This is a genomic window from Kribbella sp. NPDC051137, assembly GCF_040682535.1.
Classification (GTDB): Bacteria; Actinomycetota; Actinomycetes; order Propionibacteriales; family Kribbellaceae; genus Kribbella; species Kribbella karoonensis.
Map to the genome: position 1 here is coordinate 609,884 of NZ_JBFBBI010000001.1, position 25,651 is coordinate 635,534.

26 protein-coding genes are annotated in these 25,651 nt (G+C 69.9%); 16 read left to right on the forward strand and 10 right to left on the reverse strand.

What is annotated here, in order from left to right; genetic code table 11:
- Nucleotides 1–42: 42 nt before the first annotated feature.
- From AB0M51_RS02935 to trmB, 4 genes are read left to right on the forward strand one after another with little or no spacing between them, the layout of a single operon-like run.
- A complete protein-coding gene (locus AB0M51_RS02935) occupies nucleotides 43–2,964 on the forward strand; it encodes a bifunctional [glutamine synthetase] adenylyltransferase/[glutamine synthetase]-adenylyl-L-tyrosine phosphorylase (RefSeq protein WP_344198169.1) in 2,922 nt (973 codons plus the stop codon).
- A 45-nt stretch (nucleotides 2,965–3,009) separates the two neighbouring features.
- Nucleotides 3,010–3,324, forward strand: a complete 315-nt coding sequence (locus AB0M51_RS02940; protein ID WP_344198016.1) for a helix-turn-helix domain-containing protein — start codon at nucleotides 3,010–3,012, stop codon at nucleotides 3,322–3,324.
- On the forward strand, nucleotides 3,321–3,749 hold the full coding sequence (locus AB0M51_RS02945; protein ID WP_344198018.1) for an SRPBCC domain-containing protein: 429 nt from the start codon (nucleotides 3,321–3,323) through the stop codon (nucleotides 3,747–3,749). Before AB0M51_RS02940 ends, AB0M51_RS02945 begins: the two co-directional genes overlap by 4 nt.
- A 13-nt stretch (nucleotides 3,750–3,762) precedes the next feature.
- Complete coding sequence (trmB, locus tag AB0M51_RS02950; RefSeq protein WP_344198020.1) at nucleotides 3,763–4,467, forward strand: tRNA (guanosine(46)-N7)-methyltransferase TrmB; 705 nt, start codon at nucleotides 3,763–3,765, stop codon at nucleotides 4,465–4,467.
- Here trmB and AB0M51_RS02955 read toward each other — a convergent pair.
- Complete coding sequence (locus tag AB0M51_RS02955) at nucleotides 4,445–7,021, reverse strand: family 78 glycoside hydrolase catalytic domain (RefSeq protein WP_363747834.1); 2,577 nt, start codon at nucleotides 7,019–7,021, stop codon at nucleotides 4,445–4,447. The genes trmB and AB0M51_RS02955 overlap by 23 nt on opposite strands.
- Before the next feature lie 265 nt (nucleotides 7,022–7,286).
- On the opposite strand from AB0M51_RS02955, the gene AB0M51_RS02960 reads away from it, so the two are divergent.
- From AB0M51_RS02960 to AB0M51_RS02980, 5 genes are read left to right on the forward strand one after another with little or no spacing between them, the layout of a single operon-like run.
- The gene (locus AB0M51_RS02960; protein WP_344198024.1) at nucleotides 7,287–8,180 is read left to right on the forward strand and encodes a sulfite exporter TauE/SafE family protein; all 894 of its coding nucleotides are present in this window, start codon (nucleotides 7,287–7,289) and stop codon (nucleotides 8,178–8,180) included.
- A gap of 26 nt (nucleotides 8,181–8,206) precedes the next feature.
- Nucleotides 8,207–9,271 (forward strand): ABC transporter substrate-binding protein, encoded by a 1,065-nt coding sequence (locus tag AB0M51_RS02965; protein ID WP_344198026.1) that lies wholly within the window; start codon nucleotides 8,207–8,209, stop codon nucleotides 9,269–9,271.
- A 10-nt stretch (nucleotides 9,272–9,281) separates the two neighbouring features.
- Entirely contained in the window at nucleotides 9,282–10,055 is a 774-nt protein-coding gene (locus AB0M51_RS02970; protein WP_344198028.1) for an ABC transporter ATP-binding protein, read from the forward strand.
- Nucleotides 10,042–10,920, forward strand: coding sequence for an ABC transporter permease (locus AB0M51_RS02975; RefSeq protein WP_344198030.1), 879 nt, complete (start codon nucleotides 10,042–10,044; stop codon nucleotides 10,918–10,920). Before AB0M51_RS02970 ends, AB0M51_RS02975 begins: the two co-directional genes overlap by 14 nt.
- A 26-nt stretch (nucleotides 10,921–10,946) precedes the next feature.
- Entirely contained in the window at nucleotides 10,947–11,321 is a 375-nt protein-coding gene (locus AB0M51_RS02980) for a PLD nuclease N-terminal domain-containing protein (RefSeq protein WP_344198032.1), read from the forward strand.
- 34 nt (nucleotides 11,322–11,355) lie between these two features.
- On the opposite strand, the gene AB0M51_RS02985 is transcribed toward AB0M51_RS02980, so the two are convergent.
- The 4 genes from AB0M51_RS02985 to AB0M51_RS03000 all read right to left on the reverse strand — a co-directional run bounded on the left by AB0M51_RS02985 (nucleotide 11,356) and on the right by AB0M51_RS03000 (nucleotide 13,396).
- Nucleotides 11,356–11,649, reverse strand: coding sequence for a WhiB family transcriptional regulator (locus AB0M51_RS02985; RefSeq protein ID WP_134097793.1), 294 nt, complete (start codon nucleotides 11,647–11,649; stop codon nucleotides 11,356–11,358).
- A 251-nt stretch (nucleotides 11,650–11,900) separates the two neighbouring features.
- Nucleotides 11,901–12,443 carry a histidine phosphatase family protein gene (locus tag AB0M51_RS02990; protein WP_344198037.1) on the reverse strand — a complete coding sequence of 181 codons (543 nt, stop codon included), beginning with the start codon at nucleotides 12,441–12,443 and terminating at the stop codon, nucleotides 11,901–11,903.
- A 38-nt stretch (nucleotides 12,444–12,481) separates the two neighbouring features.
- Nucleotides 12,482–12,832, reverse strand: coding sequence for a hypothetical protein (locus tag AB0M51_RS02995; protein ID WP_344198039.1), 351 nt, complete (start codon nucleotides 12,830–12,832; stop codon nucleotides 12,482–12,484).
- 54 nt (nucleotides 12,833–12,886) lie between these two features.
- Nucleotides 12,887–13,396: a GNAT family N-acetyltransferase gene (locus AB0M51_RS03000; RefSeq protein ID WP_344198041.1), complete on the reverse strand. Its 510-nt coding sequence runs from the start codon at nucleotides 13,394–13,396 to the stop codon at nucleotides 12,887–12,889.
- A 207-nt stretch (nucleotides 13,397–13,603) separates the two neighbouring features.
- Here AB0M51_RS03000 and AB0M51_RS03005 point away from each other — a divergent pair, with 207 nt between their 5' ends.
- Nucleotides 13,604–14,683, forward strand: coding sequence for a 3-deoxy-7-phosphoheptulonate synthase (locus AB0M51_RS03005; protein WP_363747838.1), 1,080 nt, complete (start codon nucleotides 13,604–13,606; stop codon nucleotides 14,681–14,683).
- A 235-nt stretch (nucleotides 14,684–14,918) separates the two neighbouring features.
- The gene (locus tag AB0M51_RS03010; RefSeq protein WP_363747840.1) at nucleotides 14,919–17,024 is read left to right on the forward strand and encodes a phosphocholine-specific phospholipase C; all 2,106 of its coding nucleotides are present in this window, start codon (nucleotides 14,919–14,921) and stop codon (nucleotides 17,022–17,024) included.
- 13 nt (nucleotides 17,025–17,037) lie between these two features.
- Here the strand turns inward: AB0M51_RS03010 and AB0M51_RS03015 are convergent, their stop codons facing one another.
- Together AB0M51_RS03015 and AB0M51_RS03020 are read right to left on the reverse strand one after the other, a co-directional pair.
- Nucleotides 17,038–17,673 carry a nucleoside/nucleotide kinase family protein gene (locus AB0M51_RS03015; RefSeq protein ID WP_363747842.1) on the reverse strand — a complete coding sequence of 212 codons (636 nt, stop codon included), beginning with the start codon at nucleotides 17,671–17,673 and terminating at the stop codon, nucleotides 17,038–17,040.
- A complete protein-coding gene (locus AB0M51_RS03020; RefSeq protein WP_344198053.1) occupies nucleotides 17,670–18,698 on the reverse strand; it encodes a LacI family DNA-binding transcriptional regulator in 1,029 nt (342 codons plus the stop codon). The genes AB0M51_RS03015 and AB0M51_RS03020 overlap by 4 nt, the downstream gene beginning before the upstream one ends.
- 143 nt (nucleotides 18,699–18,841) lie before the next feature.
- Between AB0M51_RS03020 and AB0M51_RS03025 the strand changes: the two genes are divergently transcribed.
- From AB0M51_RS03025 to AB0M51_RS03035, 3 genes are read left to right on the forward strand one after another with little or no spacing between them, the layout of a single operon-like run.
- Nucleotides 18,842–19,873, forward strand: coding sequence for a substrate-binding domain-containing protein (locus AB0M51_RS03025; RefSeq protein ID WP_344198055.1), 1,032 nt, complete (start codon nucleotides 18,842–18,844; stop codon nucleotides 19,871–19,873).
- Between the two features lie 6 nt (nucleotides 19,874–19,879).
- On the forward strand, nucleotides 19,880–20,878 hold the full coding sequence (locus tag AB0M51_RS03030) for an ABC transporter permease (RefSeq protein WP_344198057.1): 999 nt from the start codon (nucleotides 19,880–19,882) through the stop codon (nucleotides 20,876–20,878).
- The gene (locus AB0M51_RS03035; RefSeq protein ID WP_363747845.1) at nucleotides 20,875–21,687 is read left to right on the forward strand and encodes an ATP-binding cassette domain-containing protein; all 813 of its coding nucleotides are present in this window, start codon (nucleotides 20,875–20,877) and stop codon (nucleotides 21,685–21,687) included. Before AB0M51_RS03030 ends, AB0M51_RS03035 begins: the two co-directional genes overlap by 4 nt.
- 6 nt (nucleotides 21,688–21,693) lie before the next feature.
- Here the strand turns inward: AB0M51_RS03035 and ybaK are convergent, their stop codons facing one another.
- Both ybaK and AB0M51_RS03045 read right to left on the reverse strand, forming a co-directional pair.
- A complete protein-coding gene (gene ybaK, locus AB0M51_RS03040) occupies nucleotides 21,694–22,182 on the reverse strand; it encodes a Cys-tRNA(Pro) deacylase (protein ID WP_363747847.1) in 489 nt (162 codons plus the stop codon).
- A gap of 57 nt (nucleotides 22,183–22,239) precedes the next feature.
- A complete protein-coding gene (locus AB0M51_RS03045) occupies nucleotides 22,240–22,980 on the reverse strand; it encodes a helix-turn-helix domain-containing protein (RefSeq protein WP_363747849.1) in 741 nt (246 codons plus the stop codon).
- 74 nt (nucleotides 22,981–23,054) lie between these two features.
- Between AB0M51_RS03045 and folE the strand changes: the two genes are divergently transcribed.
- On the forward strand, nucleotides 23,055–23,666 hold the full coding sequence (gene folE / locus AB0M51_RS03050) for a GTP cyclohydrolase I FolE (RefSeq protein ID WP_344198065.1): 612 nt from the start codon (nucleotides 23,055–23,057) through the stop codon (nucleotides 23,664–23,666).
- Nucleotides 23,667–23,686: 20 nt separating this feature from the next.
- On the opposite strand, the gene AB0M51_RS03055 is transcribed toward folE, so the two are convergent.
- Nucleotides 23,687–24,010 carry a hypothetical protein gene (locus tag AB0M51_RS03055; protein WP_344198067.1) on the reverse strand — a complete coding sequence of 108 codons (324 nt, stop codon included), beginning with the start codon at nucleotides 24,008–24,010 and terminating at the stop codon, nucleotides 23,687–23,689.
- Nucleotides 24,011–24,231: 221 nt separating this feature from the next.
- Between AB0M51_RS03055 and AB0M51_RS03060 the strand changes: the two genes are divergently transcribed.
- Nucleotides 24,232–25,632 (forward strand): 3' terminal RNA ribose 2'-O-methyltransferase Hen1, encoded by a 1,401-nt coding sequence (locus AB0M51_RS03060; protein WP_363747852.1) that lies wholly within the window; start codon nucleotides 24,232–24,234, stop codon nucleotides 25,630–25,632.
- The last annotated feature ends 19 nt before the right edge of the window (nucleotides 25,633–25,651 follow it).

Genomic DNA, 25,651 nt, shown 5'->3' on the forward strand with positions numbered 1-25,651 from the left:
CTGGTCCGGCTCGGGTTCGAGGATCCGCAGCGGGCGGCCGGCATGCTGGAGAACCTGGACGCCCTCGACTCACACAGCCCGCTGGCGACCGAGCAGCTGATCACGACGCTGTCGGAGTCCGCCGACCCGGACCTCGCGTTGTTCGGGCTCTGCACGATGACCGAGGCGCTGCACCGGCACGGGCACGACATCGCCGCGTTCGCGCGCACCCTCGAGATGGACGCCGACTTCCGCCGCCGGCTGGTCTACGTGCTCGGCGCCAGCGAGGCGCTCGGCCGGCACCTCAGCCTGCACCCGCGGCACTGGTACGACCTCGCCGACCCGGCACTGGCCGGGGCCCGGCCGACGATGGACGACGTCGCGACCCGGCTCGCCACCGCGATCGGCGCGGACAGCCCGATCGACGCGCTCCGGGTCGAGTACCGGCGGCTGCTGCTCCGGCTCGCCGCCCGCGACCTCGCCGAGGGCCTGCTCGTCGACGAGGTCGCCGCCGTCCTCGCGGACCTCGCCGGCGGCGCGCTGGAGACCGCGCTGCACATCGCCCGGAACGAGTACTTCGCCGCGCACCCCGGCGCCGCCGACTGCCGCCTCGCGATCATTGCCATGGGCAAGTGCGGCGGCCGGGAGCTCAACTACGTCAGCGATGTCGACGTACTGTTCGTCGCCGAGCCGCTGGAGGGCGACCCGGAGGCGCCCGCGTTGAAGACCGCCACCCAGTTGGCCGCGGCCGCGATGCGGATCTGCTCGGCGCACACCGGCGAGGGCACGCTCTGGCCGGTCGACGCCGCGCTCCGCCCGGAAGGCAAGTCCGGCCCGCTCGTCCGCACCCTCGAGAGCCATCTCGCGTACTACCAGCGCTGGGCGAAGACGTGGGAGTTCCAGGCACTCCTCAAGGCCCGCCCGGTCGCCGGTGACGCGGCGCTCGGCCGCGAGTACCTCGCGAAGGTCGGCGGCCTCGCCTGGGCCGCCGCGGACCGGGAAGGCTTCGTCGACGACGTTCAGGCGATGCGCCGGCGCGTCATCGACCACATCCCGGCCGCGGACGTCGACCGTCAGCTGAAGCTCGGCCCGGGCGGGCTGCGCGACGTCGAGTTCGCCGTACAGCTCCTGCAGCTCGTGCACGGCCGCAGCGACGAGTCGGTCCGCAGCGGTACGACGCTGGTCGCGCTGGAGGCCCTGACCAAGAGCGGGTACGTCGGCCGCACGGACGGCGCGGTCCTCGCGGACGCGTACCGCTTCCTCCGGTCGATGGAGCACCGCATCCAGCTGTACCGGCTCCGCCGTACTCACCAGGTCCCCGACGACGAGGCCGATCTGCGCCGGCTCGGGCGTTCGCTGGGCTTCACGAAGAACCCGGTCACCGACCTCACGGCGGCGTGGAAGAAGCACGCGCTCGAGGTGCGCCGCCTGCACGAGAAGCTGTTCTACCGCCCGCTGCTCGCCGCGGTCGCGCGCATCCCGGGGGACGAAGTACGGCTGACGCCGGAGGCGGCGAAGCAGCGCCTGACAGCCCTCGGGTACGTCGATCCCGCGTCGGCGCTGCGGCACATCGAGGCCCTGTCCGAGGGGGTGTCGCGGCGCTCGTCGATCCAGAAGGCGTTGCTGCCCGCGATGCTCGGCTGGTTCGCCGAGTCGCCCGACCCGGACGCCGGACTGCTGGCGTTCCGGACGATCTCGGACGCGCTCGGCTCCACTCCGTGGTACCTGCGCCAGCTCCGTGACGAAGGCGCGTCCGCCGAGCGCCTCGCGCACCTGCTGGCGAGCGGCCGGTACGCCGTCGACCTGCTGCAACGCGCGCCGGAGGCGACCGCGATGCTCGCCGACGACCGCGAGCTGACCCCCCGCACCCTGGAGGGGCTGCTGACCGAGATGTCCGCCGCCGCCCGCCGGCAGGACGCACCGGAGGCGGCGGTCGCGGCGATTCGCGCCGTACGCCGGCGTGAGTTGTTCCGGATCGCGGCCGCCGACCTGTCCGGCGAGCTCGACGTGGAGGCGGTGGGGCAGTCGCTGACCAACATCGCGGTCGGCACGCTGACGACCGCGCTCGAGGTCGCGCGCAAGGCCGTCGCGCAGCGTCTGGTTCCTTCGGGGGAGCCCGAGCCGACGCGGATGGCGATCGTCGCGATGGGGCGGTTCGGCGGGCACGAGCTCGGGTACGGCAGCGACGCCGATGTGATGTTCGTGCACGACCCGCTGCCGGGCGCGGACGAGAAGCAGGCCACCGATTTCGCCACCCAGGCGGCGACCGAGCTGCGCCGGATGCTCGCGCTGCCCGGTGCCGATCCGGCGGTCGCGATCGACGCGGACCTCCGCCCGGAGGGCCGGCAGGGTCCGCTGGTCCGGACGCTCGCGTCGTACGCCTCGTACTACGCCCGCTGGTCGGCCGTGTGGGAGGCACAGGCGTTGCTCCGGGCCGATCCGTTGTGCGGTGACGCCGATCTGTGCCAGTCGTTCCGTGACCTGATCGACCCGCTGCGCTACCCGGAGAACGGGATCGGCGAGCGCGACGTGATGGAGATCCGCCGGATCAAGGCGCGCGTCGACGCCGAACGCCTCCCGCGCGGCGCCGACCCGGCGACCCACACCAAGCTCGGCCGCGGCGGACTGGCCGACATCGAGTGGACCGTCCAGCTCCTGCAGCTCCGCGAGGCGCATCGCGTGCCCAGCCTTCGCACGACCCGGACGCTCGGCGCGCTCCGGGCCGCCGTGGAAGCGCACCTGGTCGACCCGTCCGAGGCGGACACCCTGAGCGCCGCGTGGGAGCTGGCGAGCCGGATCCGGAACGCGATCATGCTGGTCCGCGCCCGCCCCGGAGATTCCATCCCGCAGGACCCCCGCGACCTGTCCGCCGTGGCCCGGATCTGCGGCTATCCGCCCGGCGAGTCCGGCCGCTTCGCCGACGACTACCTCCGCACCACCCGCCGCGCCCACAACACCGTGGCCCACCTCTTCTGGGACGACTGAGAGGGCAGCTTGACAGGCAACTTTTTGGTTGCCTATCGTCGGGTTGTGGAGCTGGTGTTCAAGGCGTTGGCCGACGAGGGGCGGCGGCGGTTGCTGGACGCGCTCCGGGAGCAGAACGGGCAGAGCCTGCAGGAGCTGTGCGCGCTGCTGCCGGACCTGACCCGGCAGGGTGTCACCAAGCACCTGCGGATCCTCGAGGACGCGAACCTCGTGGTCACGGTCAAGCGCGGCCGGCACAAGCTCCATTACCTGAACCCGGTACCGATCAACGAGATCGCCGAACGGTGGCTGAGCAACTACGAGCGCGACAAGCTCCGCGCCCTCAGCGCACTGAAAGCAGCCTTGGAGGAGAAGCCGTGAGCAAACCCGCGATGATCCACGTGACCTACATCGAGACCACCCCTGAGAAGTTGTGGGAGGCCCTCACCTCGGGGGCGTTCACCCAGCTCTACTGGTTCGGCCGCCGGATCGAGTCCGACTGGACCGTCGGCTCACCGGTCCGGTTCTACGACAGCGCCGACGACAGCCTCACCGACTCCGGCGAGGTCCTGGTGTACGACGAGCCGAAGACGCTCGCGTACACGTTCAAGAACGAGGTCACCGGCGAGCAGGTCCCGGGTCGGGTCACGTTCACGATCGAGCCGCGCAACGAGACCGTCGTGAAGCTCCAGGTCGTGCACGACGAGATCGCCGACGACACCGTCGAGGGCTGGCGGAACGGCTGGGGCCCGATCCTGGCCAACCTGAAGACCTACCTGGAGACCGGCCGCACGTTGCAGTTCTAATAGAATCCACCTGGTGGGAGCAACGGATCAGGTCAGGCAGACGGGTGTGTTCAGCACCGTCCGCCGCAGTGTGCGGATGACGGCCGGGCAGCAGCGCGTCTGGGGATCGCACTGGCCGGAGCTGGGCCGCACCCAGGAGGATCTGCCGCCCGGCGTACTCGACCTGGCCGACTGGTTCGGCCGGGAGGCGCCGACGGTGCTGGAGATCGGTTCCGGGATGGGTGAGGCGACGGCGCAGCTCGCGGTCGCCGCCCCGGAGGTCAATCACCTGGCCGCGGAGGTCTATCCGGCCGGCCTCGGGCAGTTGATGCTCTGGGTGGAGAAGTACGACCTCGACAACGTCCGCCTGCTGCAGGGCGACGCGCTCGACTTCCTGCACGACCACGTCGCCCCCGGCGCGCTGGCCGGCGTCCGGATCTACTTCCCGGACCCGTGGCCGAAGAAGCGGCACCACAAGCGCCGGCTGGTCACGCCGTCGTTCGTCGCGCTGGCCGCGTCCCGCCTGCAGCCCGGCGGGACGTTGCACCTGGCAACGGACTGGGCGGACTACGCCGCCCGGATGCTGGAGATCTGCGAAGCCGAGCCGTCGCTGCGCAACTCCTACGACGGCTGGGCGCCGCGGCCCGAATGGCGCCCGGTGACCAAGTTCGAGTCCCGCGCCCAGGCGGAAGGCCGCGACGTGCGCGACCTTCTGTTCACGAAGCGGACCGGCTCGTGAAGGACCACTGCCCGGCACCGACCGTGTAGACCGTGTACCCGTCGGCGTCCGTCGGCGGTCCCGCGAACGACCGCGGAACCGCCTCCACGTCCGCCGCCCGCGCCGACGGGACGTGCACCTCGGCCGTCGTACCGACCGGGACCTGGACGTCGAGCGAGAGCACGTGCCCCGTCCGCTGCCACGAGACTGCCACCCGCCCGCGGATCGTCTCGGTACGGATGCTCGCCGAATCCACCTCGTCGCGTGCGTCCGGCCGTACGACGATCCGCTCGCAGCCCGCGTCGACCACCCGCAGCCCGGCGACGTTCTCGAAGATCCACTGCACGACCGTGCCCTGGAAGTAGTGGTTGCGCGACCGTGAGTCGTCCTCCCACTTCTCCCACATGGTGTCCGCGCCGAGGTCGAACCAGTACCCCCAGCTCGGGTAGCTCCGTTGCAGCGCGACCTTGGTCGCCACGTCGCCGTAGCCGTACTTCGTCAGCACCGGCAGCAGTACGCCGACGCCCAGGCAACCGGTGTTGAGGTGGAACCCGCGCGCCTCGACGTCCGCCGCCAGTCCGGCTGCCACGCGATCGGCCAGATCCTCCGGAACGATCCCGAACGCCAGCGGTACCGCGTTCGACGTCTGCCGGTAGTCCGGGTCGTCGGCAGACCGGTACCGTCCGGCGTCCCGGTCCAGGAAGGCCCGGTTCAGCCCGTCGGCGAGCTCCGCCGCGGCCTTCCGGTAGTCGTTGGGCTGCCCAATCACCTCACCGATCTCGGCGGCCACCACGCACGCCCGGTGGAGATACGCCGTACCCGTCAGCCGCCGGTCCTCCGGCGCCGGGCCGCTGCCGAAACCGGGCGGCAGCCAGTCTCCGAGCACGCTCACCGACAGCCCGTCCTCGACCCGGTCCAGCTCCCACGCGAGGTACCGGGTGAGCGAGTCCCAGTGCTCGCGCAGCAGCCGCTCGTCGCCGTACCAGCGGTACATCTCGCGGAGCAGGAACGGGTACACCGTCGGCCACTCGGTCGCGGGGGAGAGGTCGGTGAAGCCCCACCCGCTGGTCGGCACGATCACCGGCAGCTGTCCGGAATCCGCCTGGCTGTCGCGGATGTCGCCGAGCCACTTGGTGAAGAAGCGGGCCAGGTCGAGCGTCGCGAGCATCGTCGGCGTACCGACCTGCGCGTCGCCGGTCCAGCCGTTCTTCTCGAAGTATGGCGTGTCCGTCGGGATCCCGTGCAGGTTGCTGAGGATCGTCCGCCGCATCGCGTGCTCGAACTGCTCGTACGGCGCCTGCGACGACGTGAAGCTGGTCGCGGACGGGACGTCGGAGTTCACCACCCGCATCTGCAACCGCGCCGGCGCGCCCTCGAGCTGCACGTACCGGAAGCCCTTGTAGGAGAACCGCGACTCCCAGGTCTCGACGCCGGTGCCGGCCGCGACGTACTCGTCGCGCTGGATCCGGTCGCCGTCGACGTGCACGTTCCAGGCCGCCACGTTGCCGTCGGCAACCGTCTCACCGTGCGTCAGCGTGATCGTCGTACCGGCCTCCGCGGCCACCTCCAGCTTCGTCCAGCCGGCGACGGTCCGGCCGAAGTCGGCGATCCACACGCCGGGCCGGACCTCGGTGACCTCGACGGGGTCGACCGTGTCGATCACTCGGATCGGCTCGTGCGCCTGCGCGGTCAGCTTGCCCTTCGGTGCCTCGACGATCGCTGCCGCGGACCAGGACGAGTCGTCGAACCCGGGCGCGTCCCAGCCGGGCAGCGCACGGCGGGCGTCGTACGTCTCGCCGGTGTACAGCGAGTCCGACAGCGTCGGCCCGCCGGTGATCCGCCACGCCTCGTCGGTGACCACCTCGGTCACGCGCCCGTCGTCGTACTCGACCACGAGCCGCGCGATCAGCCGCGGGTCGGCCGTCCACGGGGTGTCGTGCCAGCGCCAGACGTTCACCGACGTCAGGCCGAAGAATCCGCGGCCGAGCTCGGCCCCGACGACGTTGTCGCCCGCCTGCAGCAGCGCGGTCACGTCGTGGGTCACGTACAGAACCGTGTGGTCGTACGCCGTGAAGCCCGGATCGAGCACGGCGTCGCTCACCGCGTGCCCGTTCAGTCGTAGGTCCGCGTACCCGAGGCCGCTCGCGTACAACCGCGCCCGCCGGACCTTCCCGTCGACCGCGAACCCGCGCCGCAGCAGCGGCGCACTGTCGGTCGCGCCGCCGATCCACTGCGCGGTCCCGAACCCCTCGTCGAGCAGCCCGGTCTCGAACCAGGTCGGCTCGGCCCACTCACCCTCGTCCAGCCGGACGGTCCAGTGGTACCGCGTCCGCGCGGCGGCCGGGCCGTCGTACTCGATCCCGAAGGTCCGCGCGGACTCGACCTTGCCCGAGTCCCACAGGTCGGCCCGCTCCGGCGTCAGCAGTTCCGGCGCGGACGCGACCAGCACCTGGTACGCCGTCTGCGTCGCGCCGTGCCCGGGCGCGTCGGCGACCCAGCTGAAGCGCGGGCGCGGTACGTCCACGCCCAGCGGCTGAACGGCGTACTCGGTCTTGAGGGAGCGGGGAGTCAGCACGGTGACGACCGTATGAGCGCTCTCCTCGCGGTACAACCCTTGTGACCAGATCCGGCATTCGATTTCTCGTCTCACATCGCGAAACCAGAGCAGGTTGCTCGACTTTGTCCGCTTTCATAGACCTATGCAGATCATCACGAACGCACCCGGCGACGCGCTCACGCGGCGCCGGCACGTGGATCTGCTGCGCGTGAACTCCTCGGGTTGTCGGCCGACGGTGTAGCACCGTCCGTCCGTCTCCTTCCCGACCCGCAGGAGTACACCCATGCGTCGTCTGATCCTGATTGCGTTGCTCGGCTCGGTCGCCCAGCTCGTCGACGGCACCCTCGGCATGGCGTACGGCGTCACCGCCAGTACCGCCCTGCTGCTCACCGGGATCACCCCGGCCGTCGCGTCCGCCTCGGTGCACCTGGCCGAGGTCGGGACGACGCTCGCCTCCGGCCTGTCGCACTGGCGGTTCGGGAACGTCGACTGGCGCGTGGTCGCGCTGATCGGTGCACCCGGCGCCGTCGGGGCCTTCGCCGGTGCGACGTTCCTGTCCAGCCTGTCGACCGAGTCGGCCTCGGTGTGGGTGGCCGGTCTGTTGCTCCTGCTCGGCGTCTACATCCTGGTCCGGTTCGGCACCGGGAAAGTCCGCGCCGTGGTCGAGGGCAGGCTAGCTGGGAAGTTCCTCGGCCCGCTCGGTCTGGTGGCGGGCTTCATCGACGCGACCGGCGGTGGCGGCTGGGGCCCGGTCGCGAACTCCGCGCTGCTGACCAGCGGAAAGCTCGCGCCACGGCGCGCGGTCGGGTCGGTGAACGCGGCCGAGTTCCTGGTCTCGATCGCCGCCAGCATCGGGTTCCTGTTCGGGCTCGGCAAGGAGCACCTGCCGTTCGGCATCGTCGCCGCGCTGCTGGTCGGAGGTGTCGTCGCGGCACCGCTGGCCGCCTGGCTGGTGTCGCGGCTCGCCACCCGCTGGCTCGGTGTCGGCGTCGGCCTGGTGCTGATCCTCACCAACGCCCGCACCCTCCTGCACGGCCTCGACGTCACCGCCGGCCCGCGGCTCGCCGTCTACATCGCTCTCGTTGTCGGCTGGGCCGCCATCGTGACGTACGGAGTCCGCACCTCGGCCCGTCGCACCGTCCCCGACGAGAGCCGCGAGCTCGAGCTCGTTCCCTGAGTTTCCTTCCAGACAAAGGTCTTCCTGTGAGCATCATCCGTCCGTTCCGCCTGCTCGCTGCCACCCTCGCTCTCACGCTCGCCGCTGCCGGCTGCTCCCGTGCAGGTGGCAGCGACGACACCCAGGCCGCGTCGAGCGACAAGGGCCCCGCGACCGAGCTGCGGCTCGGCTACTTCCCGAACGTCACCCATGCGGCCGCGCTCGTCGGCCTCGGCAAGGGCCTGTTCACCAAGGAGCTCGGCAGCACGAAGCTGGTGCCGACCAAGTTCAACGCCGGCCCGGAGGCTGTCGGCGCGCTGCTCGGCGGTTCGCTGGACGCGTCGTTCATCGGCTCCGGCCCCGCGATCAACGCGTACGCGAAGTCGAACGGCGAGGCGGTCCGCCTGATCGCCGGTACGACGTCCGGCGGCGCGCAGCTCGTGGTGAAGCCGTCGATCACCAAGCCCGCCGACCTGGTCGGCAAAACCGTCGTGACGCCGCAGCTGGGCAACACCCAGGACGTGTCGCTGAAGAAGTGGCTCGCCCAGCAGAACCTGACCGGCAAGGTGAAGGTCACCAACCTGGAGAACGCGCAGACCCTCGACGCCTTCAAGAAGGGCGACGTGGACGCGGCCTGGCTGCCCGAGCCGTGGTCGTCGCGGCTCGTCCTGGACGCGGGCGCGAAGGTGCTGCTCGACGAGGCGTCACTGTGGCCGGACGGGAAGTTCCCGACGACCGTGCTGATCGTCCGTACGCAGTTCCTGCGGGAGCACCCGGACACCGTGAAGGCCCTGCTCACCGGGCTGGTCGCCGCGATCGACCTCAGTACGACGAACCCCGCCGACGCGAAGACCGTGGTGAACGAGCAGCTGAAGGAGGCGACCGGCAAGGCGCTGAAGCCGGCCGTCATCGACCGCGCGTTCGAGCACATCCAGATCACCGCGGACCCGATCGCGAGCACCTTCCCGCAGCTGGCCAAGGACCAGGTCACCGCGGGCATCGCCAAGCAGGCGCCGAACGTGGCCGGTTTCGCGGACCTCGGCCCGCTGAACGAAGTACTCGCCAAAGCAGGCAAGCCGTCCGTCGACGCCGCCGGTCTCGACGCGAAGTAGAGGAGACCCCATGACCGCGATCGTGGACGCGCCGCCGGACCAGCTGAGCCCGGTGCGGTTTCACCAAGTGGGCAAGGCGTTCGGCACCGGCCGTACGACGGTGGTCGCGCTGGACGGCGTCGACCTCGAGGTACGCAGCGGTGAGTTCGTCTGCCTGCTCGGCGCGTCCGGGTGCGGCAAGTCCACGCTCTTGAACCTGGTCGCCGGCCTCGATCGGCCGACGGCCGGGACGATCGAGCTGAACTCGTCGCGACCGGCCGTCGTGTTCCAGGAGGCGGCGCTGATGCCGTGGCTGACGGCGGCCGGCAACGTCGAGCTTCCGCTGCGGATGGCCGGCGTACCGAAGGCGCAACGGCGCGCGAAGGCCGCCGAGCTGCTCGAACTGGTCCGGCTGGCAGGCCTCGGCGAGAAGCGTCCGCACGAGCTGTCCGGTGGCATGAGGCAACGAGTGGCACTGGCCCGTGCGCTGGCGTCCACGACCGACAGTGCTGATGCCGGGAAGCCGTCGTTGCTGTTGATGGACGAGCCGTTCTCCGCGCTGGACGCGATCACGCGGGACGTCCTGCAGGGTGAACTCCTCCGCATCTGGCGCGCCACCGGTACGGCGATCCTGTTCGTCACGCACGACGTCCGCGAGGCCGTGCGGCTCGGGCAACGCGTCGTACTGCTGTCGTCGCGTCCCGGGCGCGTGGTCCGGGAATGGAACGTGGAGGACACGCCCGAGACCGTCGACGAGATCAACACCGCGCTGCGAAAGGTGATCAGCAGCCATGCCGCCGCTTGAGCTGCGCGAGGAGGACACGGTCGAGGCCGGACTCGATGCCCTCGACACTCCCGTGCACGCCGCCGAGGGATCACGGCTGCGGCGGATCATGGCGCGGGTGCTGCCGCCGATCGGCGCGATCGTCGTTCTGGTGGCGATCTGGCAGGCGTTGTGGGCGGCGGCGTTCTGGCCCGAGTTCAAGCTGCCCGCGCCGTCCGCCGTGTGGGCCCAGATCTGGCAACTGGTGACGAGCGGACAGATCCTCGACCTGTTCTGGGTCTCGGTGCACCGGGCCGTGATCGGCTTCGCGATCTCGCTGCTGATCGCGGTTCCGCTGGGTCTGGCGATCGCCAACGTCAACGTCGTACGGCGGGGGATCGGGCCGCTCGTGTCCGGATTGCAGAGCCTGCCGTCGGTGGCGTGGGTACCGGCCGCGATCCTGTGGTTCGGGCTGAACGACCGGGCGATCTACTGGGTCGTCCTGCTCGGCGCGGTGCCGTCGATCGCGAACGGGCTGGTGTCCGGGCTCGACCAGGTGCCGCCGATCCTGCCGCGGGTCGGTAAGGCGCTCGGTGCCGGCCGGCTCGGCGGCATCCGGTACATCCTGCTGCCGGCCGCGCTGCCCGGGTTCCTCGGCGGCCTCAAGCAGGGCTGGGCGTTCTCGTGGCGGTCGCTGATGGCGGCCGAACTGATCGCGACCTCGCCGGAACTCGGCGAGGGCCTCGGCCAGTTCCTGCACAACGGCATGTCGCTGTCCGACATCTCGACGGTGTTCGCCGGCATCGTGCTGATCTTCACAGTCGGCGTAGGCATCGAACTACTCGTCTTCCGCCCCCTGGAGAACAGCGTGTTGCGCGCACGAGGACTCACCGCCTCCGCACGCTGAGGCACCACGGGCCGTACTGTTGGACCGTGGTCCGATTCCTGCCGTTCCTGATCAGCCTGGTACTGACCGTGTACGCGCTGTTCTCCTGCATCCAGACGCCCGACGAGGACGTGCCGCACCTGCCGAAGCTGGTGTGGATCATCCTGATCGTGTTCGTCCCGTTCGCCGGGCCGATCGTCTGGCTGCTGATGTCCCGCACGCAGGTCAGCCGTCCGGAGGCCGCCGTACGACGGCCCGCGTCGCCGTCGCCCGCGCGGCCGACAGCGCCCGACGACGATCCGGACTTCCTCAAGTCGCTGGACCGCTACCGGGACCCGCGGACGACCGTGCGGCCGCCGGAGCCCGAGGAGCAGTCCAAGGACTCCGACCCGGACACCGACGCAGACGACGGTAAGGCCTGATTTCACAGGCCTTACGGTGCCGGCGAAGGAGCAGCTACGCGGACTTCCGGTGCTCGGGCAGGACGGTGTTGTCGCGCTCGGACTCCGTGGTTCCGCCCCAGACGCCGTACGGCTCACCGACCGACAGCGCGTGCTGCCGGCACTCGGGCTGGACCGGGCACGTGCCGCACAGCGACTTGGCCACCATCTCGCGAGCGCGTTTGCGAACGCCACGCTCCGATTCGGGTGAGAAGAAGAGCTCCGGGTTGACGTCCCGGCAAGCAGCTTGCGACTGCCAGTCCCACAGATCCATGAGCGGGCGGGGCAGGCGAGGCATCCCTCTCGACATGGCAACCTCCTTGACTCACCGTAAGCGCGGACGGGCGCTCGGTGAAAACTATGCTCATCTCTTACGTAGTTCAACCCTTGTCGTCTCGAAGTTCGGGCGCATCGTTACCGTCGCGTGCCGTCGCGGCCCGTGATCGGCGGTTTTCAGGCGGAAAGCGTGTTCACGTCCTCACCTGATGTGACATAGGTCACTTTATCGGTGCAAAGTCGTCTGCACGTGCAGATGCCCAGGCGCCGTTTCAACGCCTGATTTCAGGCTTCGTAGCGGTAATACTCGTGCGCTCCGTGCGCCGTGTCCTTGGCGCCGGTGAGGGCCCGGATCACGGTCGCGTGCGTCACTACGAGTACCGGTCCGTCCGTGCTGGCGGTGTGCCGGGCGAGGGCGTCCAGGGCGCGTTCGCGGACCCGGGACAGCGGCTCCCAGGGACGTGGGATCCCTTCCGGCCACTCACCGTCGTACGCCTCGAGCTCGGCCTGTGCCGCGCGGACGTCGGCGACGCTGCGCCAGAGCCCGGTGTGGTCCGGGAGCCAGTCGCGCAGTTCGTGGTCGACCTTCACGCCGAGCGCGAGCCGGTGACCGATGATCGCGGCGCTCTGCAGTGCCCGGGTGAACGGCGAGCTGACCAGGTACGTCGCGCGGATGCCGGAGAGCAGGTCCGCGAGCTCCTCGGCCTGCTTCATCCCGACGGCGGTGAGCGGGGCGGAGTCGGCCGCCATACCGGGCCAGCCGCGGGAGTCGATCGGCGCGTAGTCCGGCTCACCGTGCCGGACCAGGTAGATCTGCGTCACGGGCATGGGCGCTGCCTATGGTGGATCTGGGTCACGGCCACGTTCTACCTCAGATGTCGGGCCCCCGCCCATCCACGAGGGTGGCCGGGCGGCGGCGTGAGCGGATCGGGGACTGTGCCGGCGGACCGGACCTGGTGGAGCTCCTCGAACAGGTTGCCCGGCGGCCTGGGAGCGTCGATCCAGCGGATCTCCGTCGCGCCCTGGTGACCGTGCACGGCCAGGATGGACTCGACGTTCGGCCAGACGGCGGTCGCCGGGTTGTCACCGCGCCAGCGCAGGGCCACCGATCCGTCGGTGAACTCACACCCTTCCGCCACCACACCCGTCCCCGACACACCACTGGGATCCCGGTACCGAACCAGCTCGAAGGTCCGCGGCCTCACCACCTGCTGCACTCCCCGAATGTCTCGACCCGTCTTGCAGCAGTCAACGAAACCGAACGCCGGTGGTTACTGCCCGGCAACTTTCCGCAGCATGAAGATCCGCTCCGCGGGGTCCAGCCCGAACGCCGTCTCGGCTGCCCGGATCCGGGCCAGCCCGGGCGTCAACTCGGGCAGTTCCTCGAACCCGAGTCGCGCGTAGTACGGCCCGTTCCACGGCACGCTCCGGAAGGTGCTCAGCGTCAGCACCGGGTATCCCCGCCCGGCCGCCCAGGCGTCGACGTACTCGATCAGCTGCCGCCCGATCCGGCGGCCCTGGTACTCCGGATGCACGCTGACCTGCTCGATGTGTACGCCGTCGTCGACGAGCTCCACGAGGACGAACCCGGCCGGCCGGTCCGCGTCGTCGGCCGCCACCCACAGCTGCCCGGCGGCGCGGGCGTGCTCGAAGACCTCCAGCGCCGGCGGCGGGTGGTCTGCGACGTCGGTCATCCCGATCTCGCGGAACAGGACGCCGGCGGCCAGTTCGAGGGTCTGCAGCACCGGGAGTTCGTCTCGATGGGCGGTACGGATGTTCATGGGTGCTATTGTCGTTCCCGTGAAGCGAAGCTATTGGCGATTTTTTGAGTGGCCGGCCTTGGTGCCGGGCGACTCAGCCGATCGCTGACGCCCACCGCAGACACCAGAGCCGGCACGAAGGCAAGGACATCCGTCCTTGCCTTTTCTCGTATCTCCAGCCGGCTGACTGCGCTGCACCGCGAGCGGACCGGCGGAAAGGTCCCCACCATGAACACCCTGCCGAAACCGAGCGAGCAGACCCGCGTCGTCGACCGACGGATCGAGAAGACCGTCCCGTTGGTCACCCCGCAGGCGCTGCACGACGAGTTCCCGCTCGGTGACGCGCTCGCCCGTACCGTCGCCGCCGGACGCCAGGCGGTGACCGACGTACTGAACGGCACCGACGACCGCCTGCTGGTCGTGGTCGGTCCGTGCTCGGTGCACGACGCCGACGCGGCCCTCGAGTACGCCGAACGCCTCGCCCCGGTCGCCGAGCGGCTGTCCGACGGCCTGCTGGTCGTGATGCGGGTGTACTTCGAGAAGCCCCGCTCGACGCTCGGCTGGAAGGGCCTGATCAACGACCCGGGCCTGGACGGCTCCGGCGACGTGAACCGCGGGCTGCGGATCGCCCGCAAGCTGCTCGTCCAGGTCACGGAGCTCGGGCTCCCGGTCGGCTGCGAGTTCCTCGACCCGATCACCCCGCAGTACATCGCGGACACCGTCGGCTGGGGCGCGATCGGCGCCCGGACCGTCGAGAGCCAGGTGCACCGGCAGCTGTCGTCCGGCCTGTCGATGCCGATCGGGATGAAGAACCGCCCGGACGGCTCGATCGCCACCGCGGTCGACGCGATCAAGGCGGCCGCCGTACCGCACGTCTTCACCGGCATCGACCACGACGGCGCGCCCGCGATCCTGCACACCCGCGGTAACCCCGACTGCCATCTCGTACTGCGCGGCTCGGACAGCGGCCCGAACTACGACGCGGAGTCGGTCGCCGGCGCCGTCGAACTGCTCCGCAAGGGCGGGCTGCCCGAGCGGGTGGTCATCGACGCGAGCCACGGCAACAGCCGCAAGGACCACCAGCGGCAGCCGGTCGTCGCCGCGGAGATCGGCGCCCAGGTCGCGGCCGGGAACCGCGCGATCGTCGGCGTGATGCTGGAGTCGTTCCTGCAGGAGGGCCGCCAGGACCTCGACCCCACCCGCGAACTCACCTACGGCCAGTCGATCACCGACGCCTGCCTGAGCTGGCCCACCACCGAAGCCGTACTCCAGTCACTCCACACCGCAGCCCTCACCCGCCGCAGCTAACTCCCCACCCCCACAGCACCCCCTCTCCAACCGAGCACCACGACCGCGGGGTCGCGGGTGGGGTCCAGCGCCTGCGCCGAGCGAAGGTTCGCGGAGGGTGTTCATCCACCTCCGCGCCGAGCGGAGGTCCGGGGCGGGCGCTTATCCACCCCCCCGCCCCGAGCGGAGCGAGGGGCGGGGGAGTGTTCATCTTCGCGTCTAGCGGTGGCTACAGGGTGCCTTTAAGGTCCGGACCATGACTGAAATCTCCCGGCGCCTGGTGCTCGGTTCGGTGGCGGGTGGGGCGGCGGTCTCGCTGCTTCCGCCGTCGCTGCACAGCGCGATGGCGCAACCTGTCCGGCGTGGTGGGCTGCGCGCGATCGAGCACGTGATCGTGCTGATGCAGGAGAACCGCTCGTTCGACCACTACTTCGGCACGCTGCGCGGCGTCCGCGGGTACGGCGACCACCGGCCGCTCCGCCTCCGCAACGGCAGGAGCATCTTCCACCAGCCGAAGTCCGGTGGCGGCGAGGTCCTCCCGTTCTCGCTGCGCAAGGCCGCCGCCGACGCGGGCCGCGGCCCGGACGACATCCAGTACCTCGGCGCGCTGGCACACGGATTCGGCGACGCGACCCAGGCCTGGGCCGGCGGCTGGAACGACGACTGGATCCAGGCGAAGACCGCCGCCACGATGACCCACTACGAGCGCCAGGACATCCCGCTGCAGTACGAGCTCGCCGAGACGTTCACGATCTGCGACGCCTACCACTGCTCGGTCAACGGCTCCACCAACCCGAACCGGAACTACCTCTGGTCCGGCACCGTCGGCTACGAACCCGGTACGACGGAGCGCGCGGTCACGAACGCGGCGTACGACTACGACCACGCCGGCTACGAGTGGACGACGTACCCGGAACGGCTGGAGAAGGCCGGCGTCTCCTGGCAGATCTACCAGGAGTGGGACAACTTCACCGACAACGCGGTCGAGTACTTCAAGACGTTCAAGGACGTCGGGCACCGGATCCTGGCGAACGTCCCCGGCGGGTACCGGACGACCGAGGAGTTCTACGACAAGCTGTTCGCGAAGAGCGAGGCTGAGCGGACCGTCGCGCTGCGGCAATTGACGGCGGCGGTCGACAAGTTGCCGGCCGCGGACCAGAAGCTGTTCCGCAAGGCGATGTATCGCTCCGAGCCGGAGTCGCTGGTGCCGCGGCTGCGCGCGGACATCAAGGCCGGCACGCTGCCGCAGGTGAGCTGGCTGGTCCCGTCGTCGGTCGACTCCGAGCACCCCGGCTCGTCCACCCCGGTCGCCAGCGCGAACCTGATCTACGACGTCCTGGACGCGATCGCCGCCGACCCCGAGACCTGGTCGAAGACCGTGCTGCTCGTCAACTTCGACGAGAACGACGGGTACTTCGACCACGTACCGCCGCCGGTCGCGCCGCAACCCGGTTCCGGCGACAGCGACGACTGGTACGGCGGCAAGCCGATCGGTCTCGGCCCGCGGGTCCCGATGACCGTGGTGTCGCCGTGGACCGTCGGCGGGCACGTGAACTCGCAGGTCTTCGACCACACGTCCGTACTGCGGTTCCTCGAGGAGTGGACAGGTGTCCGCGAGCCGAACATCAGCACCTGGCGGCGGACCGCCTGCGGTGACCTGACGTCGGCGTTCGACTTCGACCGCAGCTACCGGCAGCCGTCCGTCGACAAGCCCGGCCCGGTGCCGGCACCGATCGACCGCTGGCACCCGGCGCCGCCGGCCGACCAGGCGCTCCCGGTACAGGAGTCCGGCCGCCGGCCGGCCCGCGCGCTGCCTTACGGGCCGTCGGTGTCGGGATCGGTGGCCGACGGCAAGCTGATGCTTGCCCTCAGCAACCATGCCGCCGAGTCCGCGCACTTCACCGTCTACCCGTACGGCGGCGAGCTCCCGGCGCCGACCCACCTCGACGTCCACCACACCGCGACGGGCAAGACCCCGGGCGGTACCCCGACGTTGGTGGAGGTCCCGGTCGACGGCCCGTTCGAACTCGCCGTCCAAGGCCCCAACCGGTTCTGGGTGGAGGTGGCCGGCTCGTCCGCGGGCGCGGCCGCGGGCCTCGACGTACGGATCGAGAACCGTGCCGGCGCCCTCCAGCTCCACCTGGTCAACACGTCCCGCAAACAGCTGACGGTGAAGTTGAACGCCGCCAACTACGGCAGCAAGACCACGACACTCGAGCTGCGCGGCAAGCAGTCCCGTCCGCTGTTCTGGCCGACCGACCACGGCTGGTACGACGTCGAGGTGACCACCCCCGACGACCCGACGTACCGCCGCCGCCTCTCAGGCCACCTCGAAACCGGAAAGCCGACGATCACCGGCTGACGCGGCCTGGTCACTACGAGAGTTCCAGAACCGCGTCGGCGCGGGTCCGGGTGGCCTCGACGAGACGGGCGTTCGCCTCGTCGCTGCCGGTGGTCCGGGCCCGCGCCTCGCCGGGGCCGCGGCCGTGCCGGACATGCCGTGCGGTCAGCCGTTCTCGACGGAGTTCCGGATCCAGGCCGAGGAACCAGCACTCGTCCAGAAGATCCCGAACGGTTGCCCAGGGCCCCTGATCGAGCAGCAGGTAGTTGCCTTCGGTCACCACGAGGCGGGTTTCGTCGCTGACCGGGATGCCGGCGGCGATCGGCTCGTCGAGATCTCGATCGAACCGCGGTGCCCACACGGTTCGTCCGGACGGTGCCCGGAGCCGGCGGAGCAGAGTGAGGTATCCGTCGATGTCGAAGGTCTGCGGCGCGCCCTTCACCGTTGTCAGGCCGAGCACGGCGAGTTGCGCGTGTGCCAGGTGGAACCCGTCCATCGGTACCAGGGCCACCGGATGGCCTTCGGCCGCCAGGTCCCCGACCAGGGTCTCGGCGTACGTCGATTTGCCGGCGCCGGGTGATCCGGCAAGGCCGAGGATCGACCGCCGGCTGCCCTTCACCAACTCGATCGCCCGGAGCCGGGCGGTTACCTCGTCGTACCGCGGTGTCATCTGAAGACCTCGGTTGCTCGGCAGCCGCAGCTCTCCCGATGCTCGATCTCGGCCGGGAGCCGTTCGATACGGCGTGGCGCGAACGGGTCCGCGAGGCGGCGCAGCAGCAACTGGACCGCTCTGGAGCCCATCGCGTGGAACGGCTGCGACGCGGCGGTGAGGGCGGGCGAGATCGCGCTGGCCCATTCGAAGTCGTCGAAGGTCACGAGCGCGATGTCGTCCGGGATCCGCCGCCGCGTCTCCTTCAAGGCGAGCAATGCTCCGATGGTCATCGCGTTGTTGCCGCCGAAGATCGCGGTCGGCGGATCCGGAAGGCGCAGTAGCGACAGCACTCCGGCGCGCCCGCCGGACACGGTCGAGTGTGCGTCGACGATCAACGCCTCGTCGACGGGGATTCCGGCGGCCTGATAAGCCCGCCGGTAGCCGGCGCATCGCTCGTCGCTGGTCGACAGCCCCGCCAGCCCGGCCAGCATGCCGATTCGCCGGTGGCCGATCTCCAGCAGGTGGTCGACCAGCGCCGCGGACACCGACTCGTTCTCGGTACCGACCTGATCGGCCCGGACGTCACTCATCCGGTCGACCAGCACGAACGGCGTCGCGTGCTTGCGCAACACCGGCAACGTTGTCTCCTGCCACCCCGGTGTCGGCGCGATGATCACCGCTTCGACGTTGTGTGCGAGCAGCGTGGCCACCGCTTTCGCCTCCAGTTGCGTGTCGTCGTGGGTGTCGCACAGCAGCAGCGCGAAGCCGGCCCTGCTCGCCTCGGACTCCACGCCGGCGATCAGATCGCCGAAGTACGGATTGGACGCACCGGTGATCGCCAGCCCGAGCGCGCGCCCCGAACTCTTCGCCACGACCGGCGCCGGCGGCGCGTAGTCCAGTGCCTCCAGGGCATGCCGGACACGCTCCCGGGTGTCCGGCGCGACGTACCGGGTGCCGTTCAGGACATGGGAGACGGTGCTGATCGACACCTCGGCCAGCTTGGCCACGTCGACCAGCCGCGCACCGCGACGTGGGCCGGCCATGCGGGCATCGTCGCTGACGGCGAAACTGCAACGCAATCTTTTGCGCAAATTGTTCCGTGCTCATCTGAGCGGTCCTAGGTTGTGCTGCACCCCGCAACCGTCCGGTCGTGGGGAGTTGATCAGGAACAGCAGGAGGTCCCCCGATGATGCGCACCGGATTCCGGCGATCGACCGCCGCCGCGGCCGCACTCGTTTGTGCGGGCGTGCTGGCGCTGAGCGCCTGTACGACGACCAAGACCTCGGGACCGGGGTCCAGTTCGGGAGGCGGCTCGGGGCAGGTCAAGGTCGGCCTGGTGACCAAGACCGACACCAACCCGTACTTCGTCAAGTTGCGTGAATCCGCCAAGGCCGCCGCGGAAGCGAAGGGCGGCAAGCTGATCGCGCTGGCCGGCAAGTTCGACGGTGACAACGAGGGACAGGTCACCGCGATCGAGAACCTCGTCCAGCAAGGCGTCAAGGGCATCCTGATCACCCCGAGCAACTCGGCCGGTGTCCTCGGAGCGATCAAGCAGGCACAGGACAAGGGCATCATCGTGATCGCGCTGGACACCGCGACGTCCCCGGCCGATGCGGTCACGGCGACGTACGCCACGAACAACGAGACGGCCGGCAAGCTGATCGGTCAGTACGTCAAGGCGCGGCTCGGCAGCACTCCGCCGAAACTCGTGATGATGGACCTGGACCCGAGCGCCACCGTGGGCGTGCAGCGGCACAACGGCTTCCTCGAGGGGATGGGATTGCCTCTGAACACCCCGGACATCATCGGCAGCGCCCTGACCCAGGGCGACCAGACCAAGGCACAGCAGGCAATGGAGAACCTCCTGCAGCGGGTCGGCGGCCAGGTCAACGCGGTCTACAACATCAACGAACCGGCCGCCCGCGGCGCCTACCAGGCGCTCAAGGAGAAGGGGCTGACGGACAAGGTGCTCGTCGGTGCGATCGACGGTGGATGCCAAGGTGTCCAGAACGTCAAGGACGGACAGTTCGTCGCCACCGTGATGCAGTTCCCGAAGAAGATGGCCGAGGACGGCGTGAACGCGGTCTTCGACTACGCGCAGTCGGGTAAGAAGCCGTCAGGCTTCATCGACACCGGCGCCACCTTGATCACCGACAAGCCCGTCGCGGGTCTGGCGTCCAAGGACACCGCCTGGGGCGCACAGAACTGCTGGGGGTGACGATCGATGTCCACGGCAACGACCACCGCTGACAGCGGCCGCCGTACCGACGCGTTGCGGGTGCTCTTCGCCCGCAACCCGGTGCTCGGCCCGACCGCCGCACTGCTCGTCGCGGTCGTCTTCTTCTCGCTGGCGACCAGTACGTTCGCGAACGTCGACAACTTCTCGTTCATCGTCCAGCAGTCGATCGTCGTCGGTACCCTGGCACTCGGCCAGACGCTGGTGATCCTGACCGGCGGCATCGACCTGGCGAACGCTTCGATCGCCGTCTTCGGCACCTTGCTGATGACCCGGATCGCGACCGGTCACCTGCCCAGCCCGTTGGCGCTGGCGCTGGGGATCGTGGCCTGCACGGTGGTGGCGACGCTGTCCGGTCTCCTGGTGAGCCGGGTCAAGCTGCCGCCGTTCATCGTCACTCTCGGGATGCTCGCGGTGATGACCGCGGTCACCAACCTGTACAGCAAGGGCACGACGTGGCCGGTGCCGAACGGGTTGCTGACCTGGCTCGGTACGTCGCTCTATCTGTTCGGCCGCGTCCAATTCACGATGGGCATGGTGCTCGCGGCCGTGCTCTTCGTGGTGATGTGGTTCGTACTCGCCAAGACCGGTTGGGGACGGCACGTGTACGCCGTCGGCAACGAGCCGGAGGCGGCGCGCCTGACCGGTATCCACATCGACCGGACCCTGGTCAGCGTGTACGCCGTGGCCGGCATCATCTACGGGTTCGCGGCCTGGATGGCCCTCGGCCGTACGCCGACCGCCGACCCGAACGCGTACCAGACCGGCAACCTGGACAGCATCACCGCGGTCGTGATCGGCGGGACCAGCCTGTTCGGCGGTCGCGGCGGTGTCGTCGGCACAGTCGTCGGCGCGCTCATCGTCGCCGTACTGCGCAGCGGCCTCACCCAGATGGGCATCGACTCGAACTACCAGAACCTGGCCACCGGCGTCCTGGTGATCGCCGCGGTGGCCTTCGACCAGGCGACGCGGAGGAGGAGCCGATGACTTCTGTCGAGGCACGCGAACAGAACGCTGCTGTCCGTACGCCGATGCTCACCGCGCGCGGTCTGGTGAAGCGGTACGGCCACGTCACCGCGATCAACGGGGCCGACTTCGACCTCTACCCGGGCGAGGTACTGGCGATCGTCGGCGACAACGGGGCCGGTAAGTCGAGCCTGATCAAGGCGCTCACCGGAGCCCTCCAACCCGATGCCGGGACGATCGAGCTGGACGGGAGTCCGGTGCACTTCCACTCGCCGCTCGATGCCCGGCGCAACGGTATCGAGACGGTGTACCAGACACTGGCGGTGGCGCCGGCGCTGGACATCACCACCAACCTGTTCCTCGGCCGGGAGATCCGCCGCGACGGGCTGCTCGGCAAGCTCCGGATCCTGGACCGGAAGGCGATGCGCATCGAGGCCCGCAACCAACTCGACGCGCTCGGCATCGCCACCATCCAGGACATCACCCAACCGGTCGAGAGTCTGTCGGGCGGTCAGCGGCAGGCGGTCGCGGTGGCCAGGGCGGCGATGTTCGGAAGCAAGGTCGTGATCATGGACGAGCCGACCGCCGCGCTCGGCGTCCGCGAGACTGCGCACGTCCTCGAGTTGATCAAACGGATCAGCAACCGCGGGCTACCCGTCGTCCTGATCTCGCACGACATGCCCGCGGTCTTCGAGGTCTCCGACCGGATCCACGTGCACCGGCTGGGCAAACGTGCCGGAGTCGTCGATCCGCAGAAGGTGTCGATGAGCGATGTGGTCTCGTTCATCACCGGCGCCGAGGACATCCCGGCCGACGCGATCGACGAGTGATCGCGATCAGCGGGCGATGGCGGCCGTCCGTGCCCTCGTCACCGCGATCAGGTCGGCGGGGGACAGGCCGATGTCGAGGCCGCGCCGGCCGCCCGACACGTACACGGTCGGGTGGTCGGCCGCGGTGCTGTCGACGACTGTGGGCAGCGCGCGCTTCTGGCCGATCGGGCTGATCCCGCCGACGACGTACCCGGTGCTGCGTTCGGCGGCGGCCGGGTCGGCCATGACGGCCTTCTTCCCGCCGGCCGCGGCCGCGATCGCCTTCAGATCGAGCTGCTTGCCGACCGGTACGACGCCGACCGTCAGCTTGCCGTCGACCTCGACGAGCAGGGTCTTGAACACCTGCTCCGGGTCCAGCCCGAGCGCCTCCGCGGCTTCCAGTCCGTACGACTTCGCCGCCGGGTCGTGTTCGTACGCGTGCGTCGTGAACTCGACCTTCGCCTTCACCAGGGCGACCGTCGCCGGGGTGCCCTGACTTTGCTTCGCCTTAGCCACGGGCCGAGTCTATTGAGCGGACACCCGCCACTCATCAACGGTCCGCCGGCGGACCGCTCAGTCGTCGGACCGCAGTCCGCCGCGGCTGATCCGGACGCAGCAGTGGCCAGGGGTGGGAGCCAGTTCGGCCTGCAGCGGGGAGTCGAGGCCGGTCAGGAGTCCCGCGACCAGGTGCAGGTTCATGCCGCAGACCAGCGCCGGATGCTCCTTCGCCAGCCGCCGGAACGGACAGTTCGCCAGCGCGATCCCGTCCGCCTCCACCCGCGGCTCGAACCCGGACCCCTCAAGCACCCGGACCAACACCCCCCAACGATCCCCCACACCAGCCGAGCCGGCCGCGTCATCTGGGTCGGCGGCGTCACCTGTGGGGGCGGCGGCGGTGCGGGCGAGGGTTTCGCCGTAGTCGTGGGCTCTTCGGTTGGCGGCCTCGCGGGGGCTGAGGCCGGTGGTTTCGGCGTCCTGGATCGCGGCCGCGAGCAGCCGGCCGGCAACGGCGTACTGGCGTTCCGGGAGGCTGATCTCGATCTCGCGGTCGGAGCGGTGGTACAGCTTCGCGGGGCGGCCCGCGCCCGGTCCGGTGCGACCGGTACGCCGCTCGTAGCACGTCTCGAGCAGGCCCTCGTCGGTCAACCGATCCAGGTGGAACGCGGCCGTCGTCCGCGGGATCCCGAGCGCGCTCGCGGCGTCGTCCCGGCTGACCGGCTCGGCGTGCGCGACGACGTACTCGTAGAGCCGGCGCCGGGTCGGCTCCTCGAGTACGGCGACCGCCTGGACGGCGGCATCGCGCGAGGTGTCCACGGAATGATTCTATCGACAACTTCGGTTGATGAAACAGTATGATGACAGTTCGCTGATACCTCAGGAGAGTGCAGATGGCGATCTCGGCCGATCTCGAGTCCGTCCCCCTCCATATCGTCGCGCGCCGGGAGCAGATCGACCTGCCGGCCGCGCAACGTGCCGTCGCGGACCTGCTGACCGCCCTCGGGCGCGACCCGCAGAGCGCGCACCTCGCGGACACCCCGCGCCGGGTGGCGAACGCGTACGCCGAAATGCTCACCCCGCGGGAGTTCGAGCTCACCACGTTCCCCAACGACGAGGGGTACGACGAACTCGTGCTCGCCAAGGACATCCCTGTGCAGTCGTTGTGCGAGCACCACCTGCTGCCGTTCCAGGGTGTCGCGCACGTCGGCTACCTGCCCGGCGACCGCATCCTCGGGCTGTCGAAGCTGGCCCGGGTGGTGGAGCTCTTCGCCCGCGACTTCCAGGTGCAGGAGCGGTTGACCAAGCAGGTCGCGGACTGGCTGCAGGACCACCTGGCACCGAAGGGCGTCGGCGTGGTGATCGAGGCCGAGCACCAGTGCATGTCGCTGCGCGGCGTCCGGGCGACGGGCTCGCGGACCGTCACGTCCGCCCTGCACGGCACCCTGCGCGAGAACCCCAGCTCCCGCGCCGAGTTCTTCGCCCTGACCGGCCTCACCCCGTAGGCGGCCAGTCGAAGATCCGGTCAGGCCGAGGCGGCGGCCGGGGTGTTGTGGTGGGTGCGGCGGCCGGTGGCGAGGATGTGGGCGACCTCGCCGGGCAGCAGGTCGGTGCCCGGGACGGGCTCCATCTCGGAGACGTCCAGCCAGCGCACCACGGTGGCACCGTGGTGGCCGTGGACGGCGAGGATGGAGTCCAGGTCCGGCCAGACGGCCGTCGAGGGGTTCGCGCCGTGCCAGCGCAGGGCGACCGAGCCGTCGGTGAAGACACAGCCTTCGGCGACGACGCCGGTTCCGGAGACCCCGCTGATGTCGGCGTAACGGACGAGTTCGAACGTCTGGGGTTTCACCGGCGACACCCCGTGCGGCGTGTGAGAGCTGCCATGATCCTTTCCCCGTAGTCGTGGCGTGATTGGGCTCTCGCCACAAACCGGGGACGTGTACCGAGCGTCAGCGGGGAAGAACGGTCTGTAGCGACACATCTTCTGTTCTCAAGCTAGAACCAAACCCCTGAACACGCCAGACCCTAATCCGCGTGTCTCGATCCGCGACACGTGATCGAATACGTCGGGTGTTCCTGACACTTGGCACCGATCTTTCCGGAGTGGACGCCCCCGCGAGCGATTTCGGGTTCCTGTTGCACAAGAACCCGGCCCGACCGCAGGCTATCGACGTCACCGGCGGATCGGCCCATGTGTTCTACCCGGAAGCCACCGCCGACCGCTGTACGGCGGCGGTCCTGCTGGAGATCGACCCGATCGGCCTGGTGCGGGCCGGCCGCGGCAAGGCGGCCGGGGGTTTCACGCTCGGCCAGTACGTGAACGACCGTCCGTACGCCGCCTCCAGCCTGCTCGCGGTCGCGCTCGGAAAACTCTTCCGTACGGCGATGAACGGCCGCTGCGACGCCCGCCCGGAGCTCGCCGCACGGGCGATCCCGCTGGACGTGCACGTGCCGGCGCTGCCCTGCACCGGCCGCTCCGACCTCGCGGAGCGGCTGTTCGCGCCGCTCGGGTGGACCGTCGACGCCCGCCCCGTGCCGCTCGACCCGGAGATTCCCGGGTGGGGCGATTCGCGCTACGTCGACCTGCGGCTGAACGGCGTACTTCGGCTGGCCGACGCGCTGCACCACCTGTACGTGATGCTCCCGGTGCTCGACGACGCGAAGCACTACTGGGTCGGGTCGGACGAGGTCGACAAGCTCGTCCGGGCCGGTGAGGGCTGGCTGTCGGCGCATCCGGAGAAGGAGCTGATCTCGCGTCGCTATCTCGCGCACCGGCGCTACCTGGCCGACGCCGCGCTCGAACGGCTCACGGAGGTCGACGGGCTGGAGCTGGCGGAGGAGAGCACCGACGAGGGTTCGGTGTCGCTCGCCGTCGAACGCCGTACGACGGTGGCCGGCGTACTGCGGGAGCTCGGGGCGCGGCGGATCGCGGACATCGGCTGCGGGGAAGGCGCGCTGGTCGGCGACCTGCTCAAGGACCCGATGGTGGGTGAGCTGATCGCGACGGACGTCTCGGTGCGGTCGCTGCTCGCGGCGAAACGCCGGCTGCACTACGACGACCTGCCGGACCGGCAGCGGGACCGGCTGAAGTTCCTGCAGTCGTCGGTGACGTACGCCGACGAACGCCTCGCCGGCCTGGACGCCGTCGTACTGATGGAGGTCGTCGAACACGTCGACCCGCCACGCCTGCCCGCACTCGCACACTCGGTCTTCCACGCCGCCCGCCCGGCGGCGGCCGTCTTCACCACCCCGAACAGCGAGTACAACGTCCGCTTCCCGTCGCTCCCGGCCGGCAACTATCGCCACCCCGACCACCGCTTCGAGTGGACCCGCGCGGAGTTCCGCACCTGGTCGACGCAAGTCGCCGACCGCTACGGCTACTCGGTCGAATTCCGCCCGGTAGGTCCGGACGACCCAGAGGTCGGTCCACCCACCCAACTCGCCCTGTTCCGCCGAGAGGGGACGAACTGATGCAGATCCCCAACCTGTG